This is a genomic window from Pseudomonas sp. MS01C9, assembly GCF_058202755.1.
The window spans coordinates 5772740-5797488 of record NZ_CM177073.1 but is presented as its reverse complement, the minus strand read 5'-3'; the positions used below and the strand labels follow the sequence as shown (position 1 = coordinate 5797488).

Genomic DNA, 24749 nt, shown 5'->3' with positions numbered 1-24749 from the left:
TGTTGTAGGAAAGTTCATCGCTGGCCGCAGGATTTCACCTTTAAATATAGGAGACCGCTCATCTTTTGCAGTTGCCTGTGCCCTTCGTTGCTGATATCTGTACGCATAACCAGTATTTGTGACGCTTCTTTCCGTGACCGCCAACCCCCTCGACGATCCGTTCTACTATCTGAACAACTTCCAGCAGGTACTCGCCTGGTTGACGCAGCGTTATGCCGATGTGCTCAGCCCCGAGGAACAGCGCTTCATCGATGAGTTCGCAGCGGTCCCCCGAGCGTCCCAGGCCCTGCTGGTGCGAATGGTGATGCGCAAGGGATTGCGCTTTCGGCACAGCAAGCTCAGTTATTGCGAAATCGGTGACATCGGCACCGCCGTCGAACCGTTGCTGGCCCTGGGTTGGGTCGTCGAACAGGTTCCCGTAAGCCTCGCCGAGTTGTTCGACGTACTGCTCAAACCGGAAATTCTCCTGTGCCTGGGGCACCTGATCGAGCGGCCCAAGGCGAAGAAGACCGAGTGGCTCCAGGCCCTGGGCGAGCAGTTCAACGAGCCGCAGCCGTTCCACGCCTGGTGTCCGCAACTTGAGGATCGGCTGTACAGCTTGACCATCATGGGCATCTGCGATCGTCTGCGGCTGATGTTCTTCGGCAACCTCTATCAGGACTGGTCGGAATTCGTACTGGCAGACCTGGGCATCTTTACCTATGAAACCGTGGCGTTCAGCGCCGAATCACGGGGCTTGCGCAGCCGTCGGGACGTGGATGCCTGCGTATTCCTGTACGAGTGCCAGCAACGCCTGGAAGCTGGTGAGGCCCCCCAGGACATCGTCGCCCAGGTCAATGCCCTGGAGCTGGGCAACCCGTGGCTGGAGCGCCGCCGGGGCAAGCTGTTGTTCCAGGTCGGCCAGTATGGCGAACGCATCGCCGACTTTGCCTTGGCCCTGGGCATCTACCGTGACTGCACCTACCCCGGGGCCCGTTTGCGGATGATCCGTGTGCTGGAGCGCATCGGCGAGTACGCCCTGGCCCTGGCATTGAGCGAAGAGGCTGCGGGGGCCCCCCAGGACGCCGCCGAGGCCCAGGCCCTGCTCAGGATCGTGCCCCGCCTGCGGCGCAAGCTCGGCGGCCCGCCGGTGCCGCGCATGCTGGCCCGGGAAGTGGAGCGCCTGGACTTGCAACTGCCGCGCATCGACCCGACCCTGTCGGTGGAATATCACGTCCAGGCCCACCTGCACGATGAAGCCGCTCCGGTGCATTACGTCGAGAACAGCCTGATCAACTCGCTGTTCGGGCTGCTGTGCTGGCCGGCGATATTCGCACCGTTGCCCGGGGCGTTTTTCCACCCGTTCCAGCGTGGTCCGGTAGACCTGCTCAACGAAGATTTCCACGCCCGTCGCGCCGACCTGTTCGCGGACTGCTTTGCCGAGCTGGACGACGGCCGCTATCGCCACACCATTATCCGGCGCTACGTGGAAAAGTGGGGCATCCAGTCGCCGTTCGTGTTCTGGGGCGCCTTGTCCGAAGAGCTGTTGAACCAGGCGCTGGACTGCCTGCCGGCCGAGCACCTCAAACACTGGTTCAACCGCCTGCTGCTGGATATCAAGGCCAACCGCGCCGGCATGCCGGACCTGATCCAGTTCTGGCCGCAGCACAAGACCTACCGGATGATCGAAGTCAAAGGCCCCGGCGATCGCCTGCAAGACAATCAGTTGCGCTGGCTGGAGTTCTGCCATGAGCATCGGATGCCGGTCGCCGTGTGCTACGTGCAATGGATGGAACAGGGCGCATGAGCCAGGAGCCGGTGTACAGCATCGCCGTGCGGGCACTCTGCGAGTTCACCGCCAAGACAGGCGACCTTGACCTGCGATTCACCCCGTCGCCCACGGCCCTGGAGGGTATCGTCGGTCATCGCACCGTGGCGTCGCGGCGCAGTGAGGGCTATCAGGCCGAAGTCAGCCTCGAAGGTAGCTACCGTGGGGTGAAGGTCAGGGGCCGGGCCGACGGTTATGACCCGCTGTGCAATTGCCTGGAGGAAGTGAAGACCTATCGGGGCGACCTGTCCCGGCAACCGGCCAATCATCGTCAGTTGCACTGGGCCCAGGCCAGGATCTACGGCTGGCTGATGTGCGACAGGTTGCAACTGCCGCGCATCGATGTGGCGCTGGTGTATTTCGATATCGTCAGCGAAAGGGAAACCCGCCTGGCGCAAAGCTTCGAGGCGACCCAGCTGCGGGATTTCTTCGAGCAACAGTGCGCGCTGTTCCTCGACTGGGCCGAGCAGGAGGTTGCCCATCGACAGGCCCGCAACGACGGTGCGCTGGCCCTGGCCTTTCCCCACGCCGGCTTCAGGCCGGGACAGCGACACCTGGCCGAGTCGGTGTTCAAGGCCGTCAGCACCGGTCGATGCCTGATGGCCCAGGCGCCCACCGGCATTGGCAAGACCGTCGGTACCCTGTTTCCGATGCTCAAGGCCCTGGCGCCGCAGAAACTGGACAAGGTGTTCTTTCTCACGGCGAAGACCCCGGGTCGCAAACTGGCCCTGGATGCGGCACGGGTGCTGACCCGCAGCGCGCCGTCGATGCCGTTGCGGGTATTGGAGATGATTGCCCGGGACAAGGCTTGCGAGCATCCGGACAAAGCCTGCCACGGCGAGTCCTGCCCGCTGGCCCGGGGGTTCTATGATCGCCTGCCGGCTGCCCGCCAGGCCGCGAGCCAGGTCACGCTGCTGGATCAGGCCGCGTTGCGAGAGATCGCACTGGCCCACCAGGTGTGCCCGTACTACCTCAGCCAGGAAATGGCCCGTTGGGCCGATGTGGTGGTGGCCGACTATAACTATTACTTCGATTTCAGCGCCTTGCTGTTCGGCCTGGCCCAGGCCAATGGCTGGACCGTCGCGACCCTGGTGGACGAAGCCCATAACCTGGTGGAGCGGGGCCGGCAGATGTACAGCGCGACCCTCGACCAGTCGACCCTGGCCGCCGTGCGCAAGAGCGCTCCCGAACCGCTGAAGAAAGCCTTGCAGCGGGTCCACCGGCAATGGAACGCCCTGCACGCGCCACAACTGGCGATCTACCAGGCCTACGACAAACCGCCGGACAAGCTGCTGCAGGCCTTGATGCAATGCACGACGGCCATCGGTGATTATCTCAACGACCATCCCCAGGGCCTGGACAGCGCATTGCAGGCGTTCTACTTCGATGCCTTGCAGTTCGCCCGGGTGGCGGAGTCGTTCGATGAGCACTTTCTGTTCGATATAGACAAGCGCGAGCCGCACAGCCAGCGCAGCCGGTCCACCCTGTGCCTGCGCAACGTGGTGCCGGCCGGTTTCCTGCGGCCACGGTTCACGGCCGCCCGGGCCAGCGTGCTGTTTTCCGCGACCCTGAGCCCCCGGCATTATTATGCCGACCTGCTGGGCACGCCGGCGGACACGGTCTGGATCGATGTGGAGTCGCCATTCCAGGCCGAACAGCTGGACGTCCAGGTGGTCAGCCGGATTTCCACTCGGTTTGCCCATCGCCAGGCATCCCTGGAACCGATCGTGGCGTTGATGGCCCGCCAGTTCAGCGCGCGTCCTGGCAATTACCTGGCATTCTTCAGCAGTTTCGACTATTTGCAGCAAGTGGCCGGGCTGTTTGCCGAGCGTCACCCGGACATCGCCACCTGGACGCAATCGCGGGGCATGGGAGAAGCCCCCCGCCAAGCCTTCCTCGAACGCTTCGAGGAACATGGCCGGGGCATCGGTTTCGCGGTATTGGGTGGGGCGTTCGGGGAAGGTGTCGACTTGCCGGGCTCCCGCCTGATCGGCGCGTTCATCGCGACCCTGGGCCTGGCGCAATTCAACCCGGTCAACGAGCAGATCAAGCAGCGCATGGCCGCGATCTTCGGCGACGGTTACGACTACACCTACCTGTATCCGGGGTTGCAGAAAGTCGTCCAGGCCGCGGGAAGGGTCATTCGTACCCAGCAGGACCGTGGCGTGGTCATGCTGATCGACGACCGTTTCGGCGAGGCCAGGGTGCGGCACTTGTTGCCGCGCTGGTGGTCAGTGACGGAGGAACACCCCCAGATGGCCCACCCGAATGTTCCGTCGGGCTTGCCTGGTGCTTTTTCCTGAGAGCAGACTTGCCCCATACTTCGCAAAAACGCCTCCACGGATGCCCTGGCCAACATGCCCGATAACGACAACAAGCCCATCCTCATCAACGAAGAACAGCGTTTTCGCCTGCTCATCGATGCCGTGGTCGACTACGCCATCTACATGACCGATCCAACGGGCATCATCATCAGCTGGAACTCCGGTGCCCGACGCTTCAAGGGCTATGAGGAAGCGGAAATCATCGGCCAGCACTTTTCCCGTTTCTACACCGAAAAGGACCGTGCCGCCGGACTGCCGCAACGGGCCCTCAGTACGGCGGCCCGGGAGGGGCGCTTCGAAGGCGAAGGCTGGCGGGTGCGCAAGGACGGCACGCAATTCATGGCCCATGTGGTCATCGATGCGATCCGCAGCGATACCGGCGTATTGCTGGGCTTTGCCAAGATCACCCGTGACATCACGGATGTCACCCAGGCGCAGTTGGCCCTGGAGCAAGCCCGCGAAGCGCTGTTCCAGTCCCAGAAGCTGCAAGCCATCGGTCAACTGACGGGTGGTATCGCCCATGATTTCAATAACCTGCTGACGGTGATCCTCGGCAACCTGGAGATCGTTCGCAAGCGCATGCCTGGCGACCCCAAGCTTGCCCAACTGCTGGACAACGCAACCCAGGGCGCGTTGCGCGGCGTTTCCCTGACCCAGCGGATGCTGGCGTTTGCCCGTCGGCAGAAACTGACGTCCGAATCGGTCCAGTTGCCGGCCCTGGTGCAGGGCATCAGTGGTTTGCTGCAAAGCTCCCTGGGCCCGTCGTTCCACATCCAGACTTCCTTTGCCCCTGGCCTTTCCCCCGTGCTGGCGGACGTCAACCAACTGGAACTGGCGATCCTCAACCTGGCGACCAACGCCCGTGATGCCATGCCCAACGGGGGGCGTATCCTGATCGCGGCCGATGAGCGACGGGATACCCCGGCCTCGCCACAGGCCGCCATGAAGCCCGGGCGCTATGTATGCCTGTCGATCATCGACGAGGGCGAGGGCATGGATGAAGCGACCCTGGCCTCGGCCGTCGAACCGTTTTTCACCACCAAGGGAGTGGGCAAGGGCACCGGCCTGGGGTTGTCCATGGTCCATGGCCTGGCGGAACAGCTGGGCGGCCGCCTGCTGCTGCTCAGCGAGAAGGGCGTGGGCACCACCGCTGAACTGTGGCTGCCGGTGGCGCAGGCCCAGGTGTCGCAGAAGGCCCAGGTGCAGGACTCGGCTTCACTGATGACCCAGGAGTTGCTGGTGCTGGTGGTGGACGATGACAGCCTGGTGCTGACCAGTACCCGGCTGCTGATCGAAGACCTGGGACACCGGGTCCTTTGCGCGTCCTCCGGGGCCCAGGCCCTGGAGCTGTACGAATCCAACCAGGACATCGACCTGGTGATCACCGACATGGCCATGCCGCAGATGGACGGCTCGCAGTTGGCCAAACTGCTTCGTGACCGGCAGCCCACCTTGCCCATCGTCCTGGCCACCGGTTATGCCGAACGCCTGGAAGGCTTCGCCACGCAATTGCCGCGCCTGACCAAGCCGTTCAAGCAGATCGACCTGGTGAAGGCCATCGGTCAGACGATGAAATGAGCGCAGGGCCCCCGGTTCGCAGCGCTATGTGGTGTTCTTCCTGAACCCCCGCAGGTTCATTGCGCACAGGCAGAACTGCAACACGATCAGTGCATAGGCATCCGTATGCAGGCCCCAGATCACCCATAGGATGTTGCTCGCGATGAAACAACTGAACCCAGCCACCCGCCGGCGCGGCTGGCGCGAGCCGATCAGCCAGGCCGCCAGTACCGTCACCACCATCGCGGGCCATTGCACCCATCCAACATAATCCACCGCTTGCTCCTCGTGCTTTCGATGATCTACAGACCGCAGGCAGCGCCCCGACGTTTCGTTGGACCGGCGGTCCATCGACTTGAACTTGCCCGATGGCGCGTTCCTCCAACGAAGCTCAATCATCATCGAGGAATGACCTGCGCAATGCCCCGCATCCTGACCAGCCAGACCCAGGAAGAAGAACTGACGGAACACAACGCCAAGCTGTTCGGCTCTCCCAAGGAGCGGCTGGATTTCTATCGACGGGAGATCCAGTACGAAACCAGCATCCTGGCCAATCGAACCGATGCCTACCTGGCCGCCCAGTCCTTCCTGGTGATCGCCTTCGCCTCATGCATGGCCAACCTGAACCCGGAGTGGGGCAAGTTGTTCACCCTGGTGGTGCCACCGTTCCTGGCGCTACTGGGGTTCTTGAGTTCCCTCAATGCCTGGCCGGGCATACGCGCGGCCTACGAGATCATCGACCACTGGCATTTCAAGCAGAGCGAGCTGCTGCGCGCCGAACCGATGATGGGGCTGGTCTATGACGAGTCGCCGTTGTTCAGCGAGCGGGAATCGACCCACAAGGGCTATCGCAAGTCGCTGCTGTTTTCCCTGCGCACGCCCTGGATCTTCGCTACGTTCTGGGTACTGCTGGGAGGCTATTCGATCTTTATCCAGGTGACCGATCCGGGGGGCTAGGCCGACGGTCCGGTTGCTTGCGACTCTCATACCAGGTCAGCGTTGGCTGGGTGCTCAGGCCATGGACCAGGATACTCAGGGCGACCACCGACAAGGTCAGGTTGGTGCACAGTTGCGCCACGTCGGGTGGCAGCACATGGTTCAAGGCGAAGAACAGATAGAACAGGCTGCCGATGCCGCGTATGCCGAACCAGCCGATCAGCAGGCGTTGGGGCCGGTCCAGCAGGCGGCCCCAGGGCATTGCCAACACACTCAGTGGGCGGATGAGCAGAAACAGCAGTGCTCCGATGGCCAGGGCGCGCCAGTCCCAATGGCTGGCCAGCACGACCCCCAACAGGGTGACGAGGAACACCTCCATGGCGCGTTCCACCAGGCTGCCGAAGGCCAGCATGTCCCCCATCATGACGCCAGCGGCCACCTGTCCTTCATCCAGCGATTGTGTGTCGCCCACCAGCGCCTCGGGCGGCGCGACGGTCTCATGGCCCACCACCGGTTGTACCAGGTGCTCGGCGGGCGGCGCGTCCTTGTCGGTGGAGGCGACCTCGGCCTGACGCAGGCCCAGCCCGGCGGCGAACACCGAGAGAAAGCCATAGCCCTGGATCGACTCGGCGGCGACATAGGCCAGGGCGATCAGCGCCAGGGCCAGGTAATCGTTGGGGGAGAGGGTGCTATCGGCATTCCTGATGCGCATCGACAAGGTGAGCTTGCCGATCCCGCGTCCCATCCAATAGCCCACCAGCAAGCCGGCCGGAACAGCCCACAAGACATTGCGCAAAGTCCACTCCAGGAGGAAACCGCTGCCGTCCTCGCGCAGCATCAGCAAACCCAGGATCACGAACGGAAATGCCGTACCGTCGTTCAACCCCGCCTCGCCGGACAGGCCAAAGCGCACCCGGTCGTCGTCGCGGGCATCGTTGACCTGGACCAGCGCCGCCAGCACCGGATCGGTCGGGGCCAGCATCGCGCCGATCAGCAGCGACACGCCCCAGCCGAGACCGAACAGGTAGTGCAGCGCCAGGCACAGGCCGGCGATGGTCAGGATCATCACCGGGCCGGCCAGGCCATAGGCCACGCGCCAGGTGTGGTCCTTGAATGGCAAGCGCAACTTGAGACCGCTGACGAACAACGAAAACACCACGGCGATTTCGGTGAGGTGTTCCATCCAGGCAGACGAGTCGGCGAGGTCCAGCCTCAGCAGATCCAGCCCCATCGGGCCGATGGCGGCGCCCAGTACCAGGCACACCGCCGAGGTGGTGACCGGCATCCAGCGCAGGTAGGAGGAGGTCAGGGCCAGGGTCAGCAGAACGGCACCGAGCACAGCGACCCAAGCGGTGAAAATCATTGTCGCTCCTTGGAGGGGGGCCGTGGTCATGCCAGCCATGGTTACCGGGTGCCCCATCGAATCGAGGCGCTAGAGCCCTTGGGCGAAGCGGTTCAAGGCGGCCTGTCATTCATTCGAGGCATGGGGGGGCGATACGGTTCCGTTTATCCGGCGGCCGTTCAACCGGAGGGAATTTTTCGTCGTGCCAAGCGCTCTGCAATGAAAGAGACGTGCTGGTTCAGCGTCCTGCCGACCATACATGAGGCCCTTATGACTGCGCTGACATCCCTCCACCGGCCTGCCACCGGACACCCGCTTGCAGATGCACCGTTCCCCCAGGCCGGGAGCGTACGCCAATGCTACGAACGGTTGCTCCAAGACCCCGACGACGCCGACAAGCAAGCCGCCGCCCAGGCCTTTCTCCAGCCATGCCTGGAAAAAGCCGCGGCGTTGCCTCAGCAAATGCCCGACGACCCTACAGCCTTGCATGCCTGGGTCGAACAGCACAGCGCTGGCGTGGCCCGGCAATATGCCGATTACCTGGAACGTCGCAAAGGCGGCGGTGCGCGGGAGTTCTTCGGCAGCAAGGCCCATGCCTTGTACTTTCTGCAGGCTGTCGCGCCCACCAAGCTGGTGGACGGCGCCTGGCTCTACGCAGTGCTCAAGCATTGGCATGACCACCGCTTCGAAGGGCTGTTGTGTACCTACCTGGAAGAACTGGGAGATGGCAACCCGGCGCAGAACCACGTGGTGATCTATCGCAAGCTGCTGGCCGAACACGGGCTGGCGGACGCCCCGCAGATCGACGATGAACTCTACCTGCAGGGTGCGGTGCAACTGGCCTTGGGTCATGCCGGCGACGATTACCTGCCGGAAGTCATCGGCTACAACCTGGGCTATGAACAACTGCCCCTGCACCTGCTGATCAGCGCCTACGAGCTGAGCGAGCTGGAGATCGACCCGTATTATTTCACCCTGCACGTCACCATCGACAACGCCAGCACCGGCCACGCCTACAAGGCCGTGCAAGCGCTGCTGCAATTGATGCCGATGGAAGCCGACCGCGAGGCTTTCTGGCGACGGGTCACCCTGGGCTATCGCCTCAACGACCTGGGACAGGGCAGCCGGGCGATCATCGAGTCGTTCGACCTGGAGCGTGAAGTGCTGGACATGCTGGAACGCAAGCGCCCGTTCGGCCAGCACATGCATTCCGATTACTGCAAGTTCGAAGGCCAGACCGTCAACCAATGGCTCTCCAGGCCCGGGCAACTGCAAGGGTTCCTCCAGGCACTGCAGAACAAGGGCTGGATCAAGCGCCACGAAGACCCACGCAACAGCCGCTTCTGGACCCTGATCGAAGGGGCCGGCGCGGCCATGTTCGGGGTCTTCAGCCCCTACGAAAAACAGTTGCTGCACGATTGGATCGCCGGCGACTGGCAGCCCGAGGGCGGCCGCAGTACTCCACGCCGCAACCAGGGGGCTGCCTGCGAGCCGCCGATGCCGGTGGAAGATCCCGATGTCCAGAACCTGCAACAGGCCCTGCGGGGCAAGGCCGCCGATGAGCAGATGCAGATCCTGATGCCCTGGCTATCGGCCCATCGCCACAGTCATCCGGCGGGTCTGTTGGCCACCCGACGGTTCATCGAACTCAAATCCGTACTTCGCTAGGAGCCCTGCATGAATCAGGAAGAACGCCTGTCCGAGCCCGACCTGGCGCTACTGCAGCTTGGCCGCCGCCTGCAAGCGGACGGCTATCGTTTCATCACGCCGACGCCGTTGACCCACGAGCGGGTCAACCAGCGGCCCGGCAACGAACGCTCCAGGACGCTGCGGGATGTGTTCGGCTGGTCGCGGCCGTTTGCGCCGGGGCTGATTTCCGCCGACGAGCAGCGCCAGTTGCAGGATGCGCAGGTGCTGGAAGCGCGCGACGGTCTGCTGTACAGCCGGGTTCGCTGGTCGAGCCTGGACGGGATGCTTTTCGCCCACTCCCGGTTTCCGACCCAGGCCAACGATGCGGTGTTCTTCGGGCCAGACAGCTATCGCTTCGCCCAGCTGATCCATGCGCACCTGCAACAGAACTTCACTGCGGTGCATCGGGCGGTGGACATCGGCTGCGGCGCCGGGGTCGGCGCGATCGTGATCGCTCGGGCCCGGCGCGAGGCGCAGGTGTTGGCGCTGGACATCAATCCATTGGCCCTGCGCCTGAGCGCGGTCAATGCGGCACTGGCGGAGGTGGGTAATATCGAGATCGCCCATAGCGATCTGCTCAAGGACGTGGAGGGCGACTTCGACCTGATCGTCGCCAACCCGCCCTACATGGCCGATCCGGACGAGCGTGCCTATCGCCATGGTGGCGGGGCTCTGGGCGCCGGCCTGTCGCTGCGCATCGTCGAACAGGCCTTGCCGCGCCTGCGCCCCGGCGGTTCGCTGGTGCTCTATACCGGTGTGGCGATGGTCGACGGTCGCGATCCGTTCCTGGAGGCTCTGGGTGCGTGGCGCGACTCGGCGCAATTTGGCTGGACCTACAAGGAATTGGACCCGGATGTCTTTGGCGAGGAATTGCTGACACCGGGGTATCAGGACGTGGAAAGGATCGCCGTGGTGGCGTTGGTTGTAACCCGCATTGGCGCGGGAACCGGAGGGATCATCGATGAACAGGCGTCTGAAGTTCGGCATTGAAGAGGAATATTTCCTCACCGACCTGCAAACCCGCAGCATGCCCGGGCAACCGTCGGCGGCCGCCGTCGCGGCTTGCCGGACCGAGTTGGGCAAGCATTTCGCCCATGAGATGTTCCAGAGCCAGATCGAGATGGCATCGCCCATCTTTCGCAGCCTGCCCGAGGCCGCCGATTTCCTGGCCCAGGTACGCGCCGGGTTGACCCAGCGCCTGGCGCCTTATGGGCTGGGGCTGCTCAGCGCCGGTTCGCACCCCATGGCGACCCAGGACCTGCAGCCCACCGATGAACTGCATTTCCAGCAATTGTTCGACGACTACCAGCGGGTGGCGCGGCGCAGCGTGCTGTCGGGCTTGCATGTGCACGTGGAGGTGCCGGCCGATCGGGACCGGGTCAAGGTGATGAACGAGGTCCTGCCCTGGCTGCCGATGTTCCTGGCCTTGAGCGCATCGTCACCGTTCTGGAATGGGGCCTACAGTGGCTTCAGCAGCTATCGTCAGGTCGCCTGCGATGAGTGGCCACGGATGGGGGTGCCGGAATATTTCGAGAACGAATCGGCTTTCGCCAGCTACGTCGACCTGCTCATGCGCACCGGCTCGATTCGTCAGGCCAGCGATTGCTGGTGGGTGATACGGCCTTCGTCCCGCTATCCGACCCTGGAGCTGCGGATCTGCGACGCCTGTCCCCGGGTCGAGGATGTGCTCTGCCTGGTCTCGCTGTTTCGCCTGATGGTGGCCCATGCCGCCGCCCAACCCAAGCCAGGTGCCCGGTACAGCCAGATGTCCCAATGGATCCTCAAGGAAAACCGCTTGCGGGCCAAGCGCCACGGCATCCTGGCGGAGTTCATCATCGAAGGCCAGGAGCAACCGGTGCTCATCGGTGAATGGTTGACCATGGCCGAACAGACCTTCGGCGACACCGCCGCTGCACTCGGGGTCCAGGACGTATTCAAGCAGGCTCGACGCATCGTCCAGGAAGGCACCAGCGCCGACCGGCAGGTGGTGCTCTACGAACAGGGGCTGTTGCTGGGGGACTCCATCGAGCAGGCCTTGGGCCGGGTTGTCGATCAACTGCTCTCGGAAACCGCCGGGCTGCCTGTTGCCAGCCCGCAATTGCCCCAGGCCGCAGGTGCATGATGGCCAGCAAGACCCTCGACGACTACAACCGCATGCGCGATTTCGCCGCCACCCCGGAGCCGGCGGCGAAGCGCTCGCGTCGAGCGAAGAAGGCGGCCCACGCCCTGCAGTTCTGTATCCAGAAGCACGACGCCACGCGCCTGCATTACGACTTCCGGCTTGAACTGGACGGTGCGCTCAAGAGCTGGGCGGTGCCCAAGGGCCCGTCCCTGGACCCCAAGGCCAAGCGCCTGGCGGTGCATGTCGAAGACCACCCGCTGGACTATGCGACGTTCGAGGGCAGCATTCCGGAAGGGCACTACGGTGCTGGCGATGTCATTGTCTGGGATCGGGGCGTATGGATTCCCCAGGGCGATCCCCACGAGGCCTACGAAAAGGGCCGACTCAAGTTCGAGTTGCAAGGCGAGAAGCTCGCCGGCCTGTGGAACCTGGTGCGCACTCACATGCCCGGCAAGCAGGAGCAGTGGTTCTTGATCAAGCATCAGGACGAAGCGGCCCGCCCGCAAAGCGAATACGACGTGGTGCAGGCCGAGCCCGACAGCGTGCTCAGCGACCGTACCATCATACCCAAGCGCCGTGGCAAGGCCGCCGCTGCCAAGGCCGTGAAACAGCCGGAAAAAGCCTCCCCGCCAAAGTCGTCGAAAAAAGCTTCCGGTACCACTCTCAGCGGGGCGGTCTCGGGGCCGATCCCGGAGACTCTCAAGCCGGAACTGGCGACGTTGGTGCAAAGCGCTCCCGACGGCGAATGGCTCTACGAGATCAAGTTCGACGGCTACCGGGTCATGGCCCGTATCGAAGACGGCGACGTTCGCCTGATCACCCGCAACGGCCATGACTGGACCCATAAATTGCCACGCCAGGCCGAGGCCCTGGCCGGGCTGGGGCTGGAGTCGGCCTGGCTCGATGGGGAAATGGTGGTGGCCAACGAGGATGGAGTACCGGACTTCCAGGCCCTGCAGAACGCCTTCGATGCGGGCAGCAGCGGCAAGATCGCCTATTACCTGTTCGACCTGCCTTATCTCAATGGCATGGACTTGCGCAAAGTGCCGGTGCAGGAGCGGCGCGCGGCGCTGGCGGCGGTGCTCGAACGCAATCGAGACCCGCTGCTGCACTTTTCCGATGCCTTCGAGGAAACGCCCGAAGCCCTGCTCAACAGCGCCTGCCAGATGCGCATGGAAGGGTTGATCGGCAAGCGAATGGGCAGCGCCTACGTGTCCCGGCGCAGCAACGACTGGATCAAGCTCAAGTGCAAGAATCGCCAGGAGTTCGTAGTGGTGGGCTTCAGCGAGCCCAAGGGTGCACGCAGTGCCTTCGGTGCGCTGCTGCTGGGGCTGCATGACGCCGACAGCGGTGAGTTGCGCTACGCCGGCAAAGTGGGCACGGGCTTTAACGAAACCACCCTCAAGAGCATCTACCAGCAGCTATTGCCCCTTGAGACGAAAAAAGCCGCGGTCGCGAATCCGCCCACCGGCTACGAGGCCAAGGGCGTGCATTGGCTCGAACCCAGCTTGCTGGCCGAAGTGGCGTTCGCCGAAATGACCAAGGAAGGTTCGGTGCGACACGCGGTGTTCCATGGTTTGCGCAACGACAAACCGGCCAAGGACATCACCCAGGAGAAGGCCAGACCGGTGAAGAAATCAGCCGACACGAAGAAGGCCAAGGCTGCCGAGGCCCAGAGCGCTCCCGCTCGTGCGCCAGACAAACCCAAGGCGAAAGGCAAGGCCAAGGCGTCGGCAGCCCAGGGCATGGAGGGCAAGGTCCGCATCACCCACCCGGACCGGATCATCGACGCCACCAGCGGCACCACCAAGCTGCAGTTGGCCGAATATTACGCCAGCGTCGCCGAATTCATCCTGCCGGAATTGGCCGAGCGTCCCGTGGCCCTGGTGCGGGCGCCGGATGGCATCGCCGGCGAACTGTTTTTCCAGAAAAACGCCGAGCGCCTGGCCATTCCGGGCATCACGAGCCTGGACAAATCAGTCACCGGACACCCGGTGATGATCATCAACAATCCCGAAGCGTTGATCGGCGCGGTGCAGATGAGCACGGTGGAACTGCACACCTGGAACGCAACGACGGTGGACCTGGACAAGCCTGATCGCTTCGTCCTGGACCTTGACCCGGATCCGGCGCTGCCCTGGAAAAGCATGGTGGAGGCCACGCAGCTGACCCTGTCGGTGCTCGATGAGCTGGGCCTGAAGGCGTTTCTCAAGACCAGCGGCGGCAAAGGCATCCATGTGGTGGTGCCATTGACGCGCAAAGCGGGTTGGGACGAGGTGAAGGGCTTCAGCCACGCCATCGTCAGCCACATGGCGAAGTTGCTGCCGGACCGTTTCTCCGCGGTGTCCGGGCCGAAGAACCGGGTAGGGCGGATCTTCATCGATTACCTGCGCAACGGCCTCGGTGCCACCACCATCTGTGCCTACGCCGCCCGCACCCGGGAAGGGTTGCCGGTGTCCGTACCGATCTATCGCGAAGAGGTGGCCGAGCTCAAGGGGGCAAACCTGTGGAACATCCACAACGTTCACGAACGCCTCGCCGAGGTGGGTCATGAACCCTGGACCGAACTCAGGAAAACCCGCCAGAGCATCACCGCCGACATGCGTCGGCGGATCGGCATGAAGAAGGCGGGCAAATGATCCTCAGCCCGCCGGGAAGCGCAGGTACTCAGGCTGCAGCACGTTGAACCAGAACAGGATCATTTCCACCAGGATGGTCACCAGGACCAGCAGCCCCACGCCCCAGACACTGGCCGAATACAGCAGGCCTTGCTCCTTCTTCAGGTTCATGAACCTGGGCAGGCCAACGAACAACAGGAAGGTCGCGTAGGCCGACGCCGCCAACAGTACAATGGCCGCCAGCCAACGGTTGGGGTAGAGGCCCATCAGACCGGCGAGAAAGTAGGGCGTGGCGGTATAGGCCGCAAACCCGATGCATTGGTTGAGCGTGGGACGGGCCTCGAAAGTACGCGACATCCAGCGGATGAACGCGCCCATGAGCACCACGCCCGCCACGATGGTCAGGTACAGCAGCACGCACAGCTGCAAGGCGCTGGCACTGTTGAGGCGTACGGTTTCGTTCTCGGCCAGGCTCCAGCCGGTCCAGGTGGTGCCGATGAACAGGCACACCGTAGGGATCAGGGCCAACAGCAGCAGGTGGCCGAGGTAATGGCTCGGATGAGCCTGTTCCTGTTCGCGGATGTCTTTCCAGGCGAACTCGGGATGGGTGAACAGCTTGACGAGGGGTGCTGACATGACGACCTCCTATCGAGACAGCCTCTGCGTGAGGCCCATGTGGTTTTGAGGTGCGGGATTTCCCTGGGGTTTCATTTATTTGCTGCTCACAGGCGGCGATGCGATCAAAGGGAATGAATGACGGCGACGGCGGTCAACCCATCAGATCTCCTGAAGGACCCATGTGCCATGACTGTCGCTCATTCACTGGTTGCTTATCTGCGTGACCACAACCTGCGCCTGACCACTGCCGAATCCTGTACCGCCGGCCAGATCGTCACGCTGCTGGCCGAGGTGCCGGGCAGCGGTTCGTTGATCGAAAGCGGCTATGTGGTCTATTCCCCCGAGGCGAAACAACGGCTGCTGGGGGTCAACCCCCGCACCATCGATACCTTCAACCTCACCAGTCGCGAAGTAGCCGAGGAAATGGCCTTAGGCGCCTTGCATGACGCCAATGCCAATGTTTCGGTCGCCACCACAGGCATCCTCGGCCCAGACGACATGGACGGGATTCCCGCCGGCACCGTATGTTTTGCCTGGGCCTTCGATATCCAGGGCCAACGGGCGCTGTTCAGTCGCCAGGAGCGTTTTTTCGGTACGCGCAGCCAGGTCCAGCTATGGGCTGCCGAGCATGCGCTCCTGCAGTTGCGACACTTCCACCAGCGCGCCTTGGCGGGAGAGCGCAGGTAGCAGGCAGGAGGCGTGCATGAACGAAAACACCGAGCCCGACGATTTCCACAATCGGGTATTTCCGGTACGCGAAGACATGGCCTACCAGCTCAAGGTCTGGCGCTTCGAGCGCGTGGGTTGGTACGTGCTGGTGCTCTTGGTGATCCTGACGCTGGCGGGGCTGTTTTCCCGGGGCCCCCTGAGCAGCCGTGAGGCACAGAGCAGCGATGGCCGGCTGAGGGTCAGCTACGAGTTGTTTCATCGCAACGGCTCCACCCATCCCATGATCCTGCAGCTCAAGGGCCAGCCGGATGCCTTGCTGGAGGTGGAGCTGGGCGGTGACTGGATGGATGGGTTCGACGTGCAGACGCTACAGCCCCAGCCTGTGCGTTCGGCAAGCGCGGGGCCGGGTATGAAACTCTGGGTCCGGGCCGATGCCCGGGGCGAGGCGAGTCTTCACCTGTCCTTGCTCAGCGAGGGACTGGGTACGTACCACAGCCGCATCGCCATGCCCGGTGGCGTGGCGGTGAGTTTCGATCAATTCATTTTTCCGTAGGTGACGTATGGATTCGGTGCTGCGGGCCGCTGTGATGTACCTGGCATTGATGGTGCTGTTCAAGATCGCCGGCCGTCGTTCCCTGGCGGACATCACCACTTTCGACTTCGTGCTGCTGATGATCATTGGCGAGGCGACCCAGCAGGCCCTGCTGGGGGATGACTTCTCGTTGACCAATGCGCTGATGGTGATCGTGACGCTGATCGCCATCGACGTGGGGCTGTCGCTGCTCAAGCAGCGTTCCAGTTGGGTGTCACGGCTGATCGATGGCGGACCGACCGTGATCGTCGAGGATGGCCGGCTCCTGCGGGGGCGCATGCGGCATGCGCGGTTGATAGAGGAAGACATCATGGAAGCGGCGCGTTCGAGCCAGGGCATCGAGACCCTGGCGCAGATCAAGTTCGCGATCATCGAGCGCAACGGGAAAATATCGGTGATCCCCAAGGAGCCGTCCTGACGGGCGAGGGATAAGCTTACTCGCCCGTACCGCCGCAGCTTCAGAGCATCGGTTTGCCGCCGGTAATGCCATAGCGGGACCCGGAAATATAGCTGGACTCATCCGATGCCAGCAGTACATAGATCGGCGCCACTTCCACCGGCTGGCCCGGACGGCCCAGGGGTGTCTGGGAGCCGAAATTCTGCACCTCTTGCTCGGGCATGGTCGCCACGATCAGCGGCGTCCAGATCGGCCCTGGCGCCACGCTGTTCACACGGATGCCCTTGGGGCCGAGCATCTGTGCCAGGCCACCGGTGAAGTTGGCGATGGCGCCCTTGGTCGTGGCGTAGGCCAGCAAGGTCGGCTTGGGCATGTCGGAGTTGACCGAACTGGTATTGATGATCGAGCCACCGGCCTTCATGTGCGGCACGGCTGCCTGGCAGATCCTGAACATCGCGGTGATGTTGATATCGAAGGTGCGAACCCATTCTTCATCTGGAATGTCTTCCAGGTTCTCGTGGGTCATCTGGAAGGCGGCGTTGTTGACCAGGATGTCGATATGCCCGAAGCGGGCCACGGTCTCGTCAACCGTCTTGCGACATTGCGCCTTGTCCGCGAGGTCCCCTGGCAGCAACAGGCATTGGCGGCCGGCCTGTTCGACCCAGCGGGCGGTCTCCCTGGCGTCTTCGTGTTCGTCCAGGTAGGCGATGGCCACGTCCGCGCCTTCCCGGGCGAAGGCAATCGCCACGGCGCGACCGATGCCGCTGTCGGCTCCGGTGATCAGGGCAATCTTGTTGGCCAGGCGCCCGGAGCCGGTGTAGCTCTGTTCGCCGCAGTCCGGGTACGGATCCATCTTGCGCTGTGTACCGGGTACCGGTTGGCTCTGTTTCGGAAAAGGTGGGAAAGGGTAGTCGGCCATTGTCGTTCTCCAGGGCAGGTTGAAGTTGCGTTGCAGGGTGGACTGCCTGCCTTCGGCCAGAGTTCGGTCGGATCATCGCGTCGGTCGATGAGCGTGGCGCGGGACGTTTCGGCGACCGCTCATCAACGGCAATGAACGCCTTGGAACAGGCGTCATCCAACGGCCATGCGCATCCAACCGGGAGATGGAAGTGTTCAGCCACATACAGATCGGCGCGCGCGACCTGCCGAAAATGATCGCGTTCTACGATGCAGTCCTTGGCTGCCTGGGGTTGGTGCGCATGGAAAGCGAGGACGATTCGGGCCCGCCGGGAGAAGGCTGGCATCAACCCGGAAAACGCTGGCCCCAGGTGTTCGTGCAGTTGCCGTTCAATGGCCTGCCCGCGACCTGGGGCAACGGCATGCAAGTCAGCTTCGCCGCCGACTCACCGCAGACCGTGCGCGCCGCCTGGGAGCTGGCCATCGCCATGGGTGGGCACGACGAAGGCCCACCGGGGCTGCGTCCGCAGTATTCGCAAGGATATTTCGGCGCGTATTGCCGGGACCCGGAAGGTAACAAGCTGTGCTTCGTGCACACCCCGGACATGCACGAATAGTCGGCATCGGTGCGACGGGGCCCGCGCGTGGCCAGGGCTGGGCAGCAGCCCTGGCCATTCGGCCTATTCCAGCACGACGGCCCTCTAACGATCAGCCCCTGGCTTTCAGGCTGCGCTCCATCCGGGCGATACCTTCTTCCAGCAGTGCCCGCGGACAGCCGAAGTTCAGGCGCACGAATTGCCCGGCATCGTCGCCGAAATCCAGCCCGGCGCTGAGGCCTACCCTGGCCTCGTCGAGGAAGAACGCGTGGGGATTGTCCAATCCCAGCGCCGAACAATCCAGCCAGGCCAGGTAAGTGCCTTGGGGAACGGTCATGGTGATACCGGGCAGCCGGGTATTGACCGCATCCACCAGGTAATCGCGGTTGGCCTGCAGGTACGCCTTGAGGGCTTCGAGCCAGGGGCCCGCTTCGCTGTAGGCGGCGCGTGTGGCCTCCAGACCCATGGCGTTGACGCTGTCCACCATGCCTGCCCGGGCATTGTTGACCCGTTCGCGGACCTTGGCGTCCTGGATAATGGCGAACGAGGTTTTCAAGCCGGCGATGTTGAAGGCCTTGCTGGCCGACATCAGGGTGATGGTGCGCTCGGCGATAGCCGGGCTCAGGGACGCGGTGGGAATGTGCACGCGGCCGTCGAAACACAGTTCGGCATGGATCTCGTCGGAGATGATCCAGGCGTTCTGCTCCAGGCAGGTGCGCGCCACGGCTTCGAGTTCTTCCCGGGCGAACACCTTGCCCAACGGGTTGTGGGGATTGCTCAGCAACAGTGCGCCGCCACCTTGCAGGGCATCGCGCAGTGCCGCCAGGGGCGTATGGAATTGGCCGTCGAGCGGCTCGAACGGCAGCTCCACCTTGTTCAGGTTCCAGTGGCCCGGGGCATTGCGCAGCGGCGGATAGTTGGGCACCTGCACCACCACGTTCTGGTCCGCCTCCACCAGGGCGTGCAGGGCCATGTTGAAGCCCGGCTCGACCCCCGGCAGGAACACGATCTGCTGGGGCTCCACGCGCCAGGCATATTTATTCCACAGATCCGTCACGATGGCCGCCCGCAGGTTGTCCTGGGCCACGCTGTAACCCAGCATCGGATGTTCCAGGCGTTTGCGCAGTGCATCGATGACCACCGGCGGGGCGGGGAAGTCCATATCGGCCACCCACATCGGCAGCACGTCGGCCGGATAGCGACTCCACTTGGTACTGCCGGTGCCGTGGCGGTCGAATACTGTGTCGAAATCGAAAGTCATGATCGTTCCATCGGGTCGCAAAGGAAATGGCGCACATGATAAAGCAATCGGCCGGGCACTTCGCGTCCGCGTCACGTGTGCGCTACGTTCAGGCCTCGGCTTTTGTCGTCGGCGCGAGTATGGTTCCATGGAACTTCGCCTGCGACTTGCCCGCCCGCTTGGCCTGGTAGAGGGCCTCGTCGGCCTGGGCCAAGGCCTCGGTGAACGCGCCGGTGGTCCACAATGCTCCGCCAATGCTGCAACCGATGCCGATGGCTTCCCCGTCCAGGACCACCGGTTCGGCCAGCTTCGCGATGATCCGTTCGGCGGCGCCTTGCATGCTGGCCAAGGGGTCTGCCGTGCGCACGCGCAGCAGGAGCACGAACTCATCCCCGCCATGGCGGACGGCGATATCGCCTTCGCGTACGGCCGTCATGAGCCGGATGCCGACTTCCCGCAACAGCGCATCGCCAACGGCATGGCCGAAGCGGTCATTGACCGGCTTGAATCCGTCCAGGTCCACGCACAGGACGCCGAAGTCAGGCGATGCCCCAGCCTCGCTGCGTACAGCCTGGACGTACTTGTCGAGGGCCGCCCGGTTCGGCAGCCCGGTAACCACGTCGCGATAGGCAATGCCTTCGACGACGGCCAATTGGCCTCTTTTGCGCGTCAGGCTGTCGACCAGGTGACGGATCGCCGCGCTGAGGGTTTCGACTTCCCGGCTGCCCTTGAGCAATGGGATGCTCACATCGGCACCTTCGGACAGGCGAGCGGCGGCATCGGCGATTGCGTTCACCGGCCCCGTGACGATGCCGGCCACCACCCAGCCGATCACGGCGAACAGCAAGGACAGGATCACCCCCCATATGAAGATTTCCTTGCGCACTTCATGGGCTTGGGCAAAGGCGACCTCGGCGGGCTGCCGAGTCACCACCGTCCAGCCCAGGCCCGCGTATTCGTCGACTCCGACGCTCTGGGCAGAGCCTGCCACGTACAGGTTGCCGTCCGGCCAGCGTTCCACCGACCAGCTGGACTTGGCGTCATCGAGTTTCAGGCCGATGGGCTTGCCGATCATGTCCCGAGGGCCCAGCAACACCGTGCCGTCCTTGCTCAGGACCAGGAACTCCAGGCCAGGGAGGCGCTTCTGCAGCGGCACAAAGAGCGAGCGCCCCACCTCGGCGGCCCACTCCCAGGAGAGATGCGTCGCGAGCACGCCCATGAAATGCCCGCTTTCGTCCCGGACCGGCATGCTGATATCGACAAACTTCATGGCTTCGCCGGAAGGGTTGGGAAGCAGCTTCGCCAGCATCACGGCTTCATGCACGTCGCCGACGAAGGTACTGTCCCGTCCATTGGTGAAGACCGGCCGATGGGAAATGTCGACGCCTTCGAGCAGGCTGTCGGTGGATGCCACGACCGTGCCTCGGGCATCGGTCAGCCCGATCCAGGAATAACTGGGAAACTGGTCGCTCAGGTGATTGAGCAGCGCCTGCGCTTGGGCGCGGTCTGCGGAGTCGCGCAACGCCTCCAGCTTGCTCAGGACGGTGAGGGCCTTCGAACGGCTATTCATATCGCGATCGAGGCGATCGATCATGGAATAGGCGTATTCGCTCAGCTGGAGACCGGTCTGTTCCTTGAGCCGGGATACGGATGAGTCGCCAATGACGGTGCCGAATATGCCGCTGAGCACCAGCACGACCAGGGCGACGACGACGGCGAATCGCGCGCGCAAGCTACGAAATGACAGGAAAGACATGTTATGCCCGTAGGGAAGGAGACGAGGGGCCTGCATTCCCTGGCCATTTTTTTGCCTATGGTCGCAGAATTCATGGATTTGAAACACTGCTTGTTTCAACAAGCGGCCTGCGGGGCGACAGAGTCTGGTCGGGCGCTGCGCCGTGAGCGAACGAGTCTGTAATGCCGGAGAGTCGCGGGTGACGGGGTGGCGCGGCGTCACCCAGGCTTGAGGGTTGATTGCCTCGATCCTCGGGCCTCCATTTGTTCGCAACCGTGCTAATTTCTAGCAAGTCGACGCACACATTTTTCAAGGATGACACGATGTCCAAAGGATCTGTTTATCTGGCTGGCTGGGTCATGGCGGTCTGCTCAGGCTTTTCCACCGCACCGTTGGCCGACAAGGAGGCCCGTGTCTACACCGGTACGCTGGGGGGCATGCCGATCGTACTGGAGCTCGATTCCAGTTCGGGCGAGGGCCGCTATTTCTATCGCAAGTACCGCAAGGACCTGATGCTCAGCGGCAAGAAGCAAGGCCAGACGCTGGTGCTGGACGAAGGCCAACGTCGGCATGACAGCGATGCGCCGGGGCCGCAGCTTCATCTGGTGACCACGGCCGACGGTCTTGACGGCGAATGGCGCAGTGGCAAAGGCAAGGTCCTGAAGATTGAGCTCGAGCCGGCCAGGCTGGCCGAGGTGCCGGGCGGAACGTTGCCCTATATCGCCCGGCTCCACGACAGCGCGCCCTACGAATACCTGCGTCTTCAGGGCATGACGCTCAAGCCGGGCAAGACCGGGACGTTCAATGGCTACTCGTTGCAATGGTGGATCGAGCCGCAGACGAAGTTGACCCTGTTCGAAGTGGTGTCGGGCTACAGCGTCGAAGAGCGGCAGCGGATCAACCAGCAATTGTTGGGGCGCCTGTGGCAGGAAGTGGTGGGGTACTACGGGTGCCTGGCCGGTGGTGAGGCAAGCTCCTACGATCAGACGATCAAGCCGCTGCTGATGACGCCCTCGGTCATCAGCGTGAACATCGGCACCGCGTACAGTTGTGGCGGTCCCTATCCGGATCACAACAACGTTGCGCTCAATCTCGATGCGAAGACCGGCCGGCCCCTGGTGCTCGAGGACGTGCTCTGGGTCGGCGAAGGCAAGCCGTTGCACTACGACGAACTCGACAGTCAGAGCGACGCATCCGCCGACGGATTCGCGGCCTTCTCCGCCTACCGTTCCAACGAGTTCGCGCCCTGGCTGGTGGCGCAGTTCCTCAAGCTTTATCCGAACCCGATGAGCAGCGACGAAGAGTGCGCGTACAGCGAGGAGGACCCGTGGCGCTTCCCATCCTGGTACTTCACCGACAAAGGCCTGATGATCGAGCCTTCCTTCCCCCATGTCGCCGCGGCGTGTGGTGGAGTCGAGTGGAGCGTCCTGCCCTATAGCCTGGTCAGCAAGCATCCGGGTGCAGTAGCGCTGAAGTTGCCCTGAAGGGCGGTGGACACCCTGATCCGGGGTGTCCCAACATGCATCACTCGTACACTGTCACCCGGTTGCGCCCGGTCTTCTTGGAGGTATACAAGGCCTGGTCGGCCCGGGCGATCAGGTCGGCGTGGCTGTTCAGCGGCTGGTTGAGCTCGGCCACCCCGAGGCTGATGGTGAAACGGATGACCTGCTCACCGTAAGGCACGTCCATTTCCTCGACGGCCTTGCGCAGGCGTTCGGCGAACATCCCGGCGCCGACCTTGTCGGTGTCCGAGAGCACCACGCCGAATTCTTCACCACCATAGCGCCCGGCAATGTCCGAATCACGCACGTGCTCGCGAACCATCGCTGCGATCTGTTCGATCACCTTGTCGCCCGCCGGGTGCCCGTAGGTGTCGTTGATCCGCTTGAAATGATCGATGTCGAACATCACCAGGCTGGAAGTGTTGCCATAGCGCTGGTAGCGGGCAAAGGCGGCTTTCAGGCTTTCTTCCCAGTGGCCGCGGTTGTACAGCCCGGTCAGCCGGTCGGTGCTGGAGAGCTTCTGCAGTTGCGCGTTGGCGGCCTGGAGCTGATGACGGTTGGTGGCGACGTCCGTGACATCGTAGATCACCAGGCAGATGTGGTTGATCTTGCTGTCGGGCGAGCGCAGGGGCAGCAACGTGGTGTTCTGGAACATGTACTCTTCCTGGCCGGTGATCGGCTGGTAGCTCTTGAACCGTACCAGGTATGGACGTTGCTCCCAGACCGTGAACGCTGGCGTGCCCAGGGCGGCGACGCTTTCGACCTTGCGACTGAACCATTGACGGTCGACTTCAGGAAACAGGCTGAAGAAATGCTGGTTGTGGGCGTCCTTGGGTTGTATCCCGGAACGGTTCTCCATGAAGGTGTTCCACACTTGCACCCGGTAGTCGCGGTCGAGCACCACCACGCCGACATCAATGCTCTGGACAATCGCCAGCAACCAGTGGAATTCGTTCAGATCGACAGGATTGTTCATGGCTCAGCTCATCAAGTAGGCGAGTTTGTGGGTCAGCCGCTCGATGGAGTCTTCCGTGAACAGCAACAGCAGGTCGAAGCGAATGTCGTGGCCTTCCAGGCCGTAGCTGATTTCCACCGCCAGGGTCTTTTTCCAGTGGGTGCGGTTGACCCGGATGAGCTCCTCGATGGCGGCGTGCTGACCGAGCACTTGTGGGTGGCCTTGGGAAAACACCACATCGATCTGCTCGGCGATGCTGCTCAGGCATGCACCGATCAGCACGCTGGAAAGGTCCAGTAGCATTTCCAGGTCCGAGTAGTCGGCGCTCTGGCGCTGCATCAACTGGGCGATATCGGCGATTTCCGAATCGTGGAATATCAGCAATGCTTCGCCGGCGATGCCACTGCCGATGAACCCCTGGCAGATGGCGGTCAGTTGCTGGGAGCTGCCGGCGTCGGCCAGCGCCATGTGCAGCTCGCCCACTTCCAGGATATTCACGTTCGGCACCGGCAACTGCACGAAGACCCCCAGCACCCTGGCGATCAGCGCGGCGGCGCGACCAATGGCCACGTTGACCGTTTCGCGAAAGGCATCGTGAAAATTGATGGCGGTATTGGCGGCCGAACGATTCTGCGACGACACCAGGCCGGGGCCGTTCAGCAGGCCCAGGCGACTGAGGGTCTGGCGCAGCTCGTTTTCGTCGAAGGGTTTTTTCAGAAAGGCAAGGGCGCCCAGTTCATGTACGCGGCGCACCGCTTCTTCCTGGATGTCGCCGGAAATCACGATGACCTGGGCCTTCAGTCCCTCGGTGCGCAAGGCGCTCAGTACCTGATAACCGTCCATTTCCGGCATGGTCAAGTCAAGCAATACCACCTGGCCCAGCCCCTGGCGTATGGCGTCCATCGCCTGGCGTCCATGGCTGGCCTCGGTGATGGAGACGGGCCAGTCCGCCGGTAATGCCCGTAGAACCTGCTTACGGGCCATATTGGAGTCGTCGCATACCACTAGGGGAATCACTGACACAGACAAGGCTCTCATCGGGGAAAGTACTAGGGCATGATGCCATAGGCCCTTTAAACCACCTAATAAGAAGGGTTATTACCTGCAAATTGTTTCGATGGTCTTCTGTTTTGAAGCACCGGCCGCCGCGGAA

The 24749-nt window shown here is 63.0% G+C and carries 21 protein-coding genes; 13 read left to right on the top strand and 8 right to left on the bottom strand.

Annotation, left to right across the window (positions count from 1 at the left end):
- Nucleotides 1-133: 133 nt before the first annotated feature.
- From AC1M7R_RS25960 to AC1M7R_RS25950, 3 genes are read left to right on the top strand one after another with little or no spacing between them, the layout of a single operon-like run.
- Nucleotides 134-1786, top strand: a complete 1653-nt coding sequence (locus AC1M7R_RS25960; RefSeq protein WP_072398464.1) for a VRR-NUC domain-containing protein — start codon at nt 134-136, stop codon at nt 1784-1786.
- A complete protein-coding gene (locus AC1M7R_RS25955) occupies nt 1783-4110 on the top strand; it encodes an ATP-dependent DNA helicase (protein ID WP_072459344.1) in 2328 nt (775 codons plus the stop codon). Before AC1M7R_RS25960 ends, AC1M7R_RS25955 begins: the two co-directional genes overlap by 4 nt.
- A 54-nt stretch (nt 4111-4164) precedes the next feature.
- Nucleotides 4165-5709 (top strand): response regulator, encoded by a 1545-nt coding sequence (locus AC1M7R_RS25950; RefSeq protein ID WP_072459345.1) that lies wholly within the window; start codon nt 4165-4167, stop codon nt 5707-5709.
- A 24-nt stretch (nt 5710-5733) separates the two neighbouring features.
- Here AC1M7R_RS25950 and AC1M7R_RS25945 read toward each other — a convergent pair whose 3' ends face one another.
- Nucleotides 5734-5964 carry a hypothetical protein gene (locus AC1M7R_RS25945; protein ID WP_053151292.1) on the bottom strand — a complete coding sequence of 77 codons (231 nt, stop codon included), beginning with the start codon at nt 5962-5964 and terminating at the stop codon, nt 5734-5736.
- A 144-nt stretch (nt 5965-6108) separates the two neighbouring features.
- On the opposite strand from AC1M7R_RS25945, the gene AC1M7R_RS25940 reads away from it, so the two are divergent.
- Nucleotides 6109-6645, top strand: a complete 537-nt coding sequence (locus tag AC1M7R_RS25940) for a hypothetical protein (RefSeq protein ID WP_072398468.1) — start codon at nt 6109-6111, stop codon at nt 6643-6645.
- Here AC1M7R_RS25940 and AC1M7R_RS25935 read toward each other — a convergent pair.
- The gene (locus AC1M7R_RS25935; protein ID WP_072398469.1) at nt 6617-7987 is read right to left on the bottom strand and encodes a cation:proton antiporter; all 1371 of its coding nucleotides are present in this window, start codon (nt 7985-7987) and stop codon (nt 6617-6619) included. The genes AC1M7R_RS25940 and AC1M7R_RS25935 overlap by 29 nt on opposite strands.
- 249 nt (nt 7988-8236) lie before the next feature.
- Between AC1M7R_RS25935 and AC1M7R_RS25930 the strand changes: the two genes are divergently transcribed.
- The 4 genes from AC1M7R_RS25930 to ligD are packed head-to-tail and all read left to right on the top strand — an operon-like array spanning nt 8237 to nt 14416.
- The gene (locus AC1M7R_RS25930) at nt 8237-9634 is read left to right on the top strand and encodes an iron-containing redox enzyme family protein (RefSeq protein WP_072459346.1); all 1398 of its coding nucleotides are present in this window, start codon (nt 8237-8239) and stop codon (nt 9632-9634) included.
- 9 nt (nt 9635-9643) lie between these two features.
- Nucleotides 9644-10645, top strand: coding sequence for a methyltransferase (locus AC1M7R_RS25925; RefSeq protein WP_072398471.1), 1002 nt, complete (start codon nt 9644-9646; stop codon nt 10643-10645).
- A complete protein-coding gene (locus tag AC1M7R_RS25920) occupies nt 10617-11777 on the top strand; it encodes a carboxylate-amine ligase (RefSeq protein WP_076406953.1) in 1161 nt (386 codons plus the stop codon). The genes AC1M7R_RS25925 and AC1M7R_RS25920 overlap by 29 nt, the downstream gene beginning before the upstream one ends.
- A complete protein-coding gene (gene ligD, locus AC1M7R_RS25915; protein ID WP_490610499.1) occupies nt 11777-14416 on the top strand; it encodes a DNA ligase D in 2640 nt (879 codons plus the stop codon). Before AC1M7R_RS25920 ends, ligD begins: the two co-directional genes overlap by 1 nt.
- Nucleotides 14417-14419: 3 nt before the next feature.
- On the opposite strand, the gene AC1M7R_RS25910 is transcribed toward ligD, so the two are convergent.
- Entirely contained in the window at nt 14420-15031 is a 612-nt protein-coding gene (locus tag AC1M7R_RS25910) for a Yip1 family protein (protein ID WP_072398474.1), read from the bottom strand.
- 168 nt (nt 15032-15199) lie between these two features.
- On the opposite strand from AC1M7R_RS25910, the gene AC1M7R_RS25905 reads away from it, so the two are divergent.
- Genes AC1M7R_RS25905 through AC1M7R_RS25895 form a run of 3 tightly spaced genes read left to right on the top strand, consistent with a single transcriptional unit; the run spans nt 15200 to nt 16692 of the window.
- A complete protein-coding gene (locus AC1M7R_RS25905) occupies nt 15200-15700 on the top strand; it encodes a CinA family protein (RefSeq protein WP_072398475.1) in 501 nt (166 codons plus the stop codon).
- A gap of 16 nt (nt 15701-15716) precedes the next feature.
- The gene (locus AC1M7R_RS25900) at nt 15717-16235 is read left to right on the top strand and encodes a hypothetical protein (protein WP_072398476.1); all 519 of its coding nucleotides are present in this window, start codon (nt 15717-15719) and stop codon (nt 16233-16235) included.
- Nucleotides 16236-16242: 7 nt separating this feature from the next.
- Nucleotides 16243-16692, top strand: a complete 450-nt coding sequence (locus tag AC1M7R_RS25895) for a DUF421 domain-containing protein (protein ID WP_072398477.1) — start codon at nt 16243-16245, stop codon at nt 16690-16692.
- Nucleotides 16693-16732: 40 nt separating this feature from the next.
- Here the strand turns inward: AC1M7R_RS25895 and AC1M7R_RS25890 are convergent, their stop codons facing one another.
- Nucleotides 16733-17590 (bottom strand): SDR family oxidoreductase, encoded by an 858-nt coding sequence (locus AC1M7R_RS25890; RefSeq protein WP_072398478.1) that lies wholly within the window; start codon nt 17588-17590, stop codon nt 16733-16735.
- A gap of 190 nt (nt 17591-17780) precedes the next feature.
- Here AC1M7R_RS25890 and AC1M7R_RS25885 point away from each other — a divergent pair, with 190 nt between their 5' ends.
- Nucleotides 17781-18185, top strand: coding sequence for a VOC family protein (locus AC1M7R_RS25885; RefSeq protein ID WP_083526383.1), 405 nt, complete (start codon nt 17781-17783; stop codon nt 18183-18185).
- A 91-nt stretch (nt 18186-18276) separates the two neighbouring features.
- On the opposite strand, the gene AC1M7R_RS25880 is transcribed toward AC1M7R_RS25885, so the two are convergent.
- Both AC1M7R_RS25880 and AC1M7R_RS25875 read right to left on the bottom strand, forming a co-directional pair.
- On the bottom strand, nt 18277-19425 hold the full coding sequence (locus tag AC1M7R_RS25880) for a MalY/PatB family protein (RefSeq protein WP_072398480.1): 1149 nt from the start codon (nt 19423-19425) through the stop codon (nt 18277-18279).
- A gap of 88 nt (nt 19426-19513) precedes the next feature.
- A complete protein-coding gene (locus AC1M7R_RS25875) occupies nt 19514-21160 on the bottom strand; it encodes a diguanylate cyclase domain-containing protein (RefSeq protein WP_490610115.1) in 1647 nt (548 codons plus the stop codon).
- Nucleotides 21161-21462: 302 nt separating this feature from the next.
- Between AC1M7R_RS25875 and AC1M7R_RS25870 the strand changes: the two genes are divergently transcribed.
- Nucleotides 21463-22623 carry a hypothetical protein gene (locus AC1M7R_RS25870; RefSeq protein WP_490610114.1) on the top strand — a complete coding sequence of 387 codons (1161 nt, stop codon included), beginning with the start codon at nt 21463-21465 and terminating at the stop codon, nt 22621-22623.
- Between the two features lie 40 nt (nt 22624-22663).
- On the opposite strand, the gene AC1M7R_RS25865 is transcribed toward AC1M7R_RS25870, so the two are convergent.
- Together AC1M7R_RS25865 and AC1M7R_RS25860 are read right to left on the bottom strand one after the other, a co-directional pair.
- Nucleotides 22664-23617, bottom strand: a complete 954-nt coding sequence (locus AC1M7R_RS25865; RefSeq protein WP_072398483.1) for a sensor domain-containing diguanylate cyclase — start codon at nt 23615-23617, stop codon at nt 22664-22666.
- 3 nt (nt 23618-23620) lie between these two features.
- Nucleotides 23621-24580, bottom strand: coding sequence for a response regulator (locus tag AC1M7R_RS25860; protein ID WP_490610113.1), 960 nt, complete (start codon nt 24578-24580; stop codon nt 23621-23623).
- Between the last annotated feature and the right edge of the window lie 169 nt (nt 24581-24749).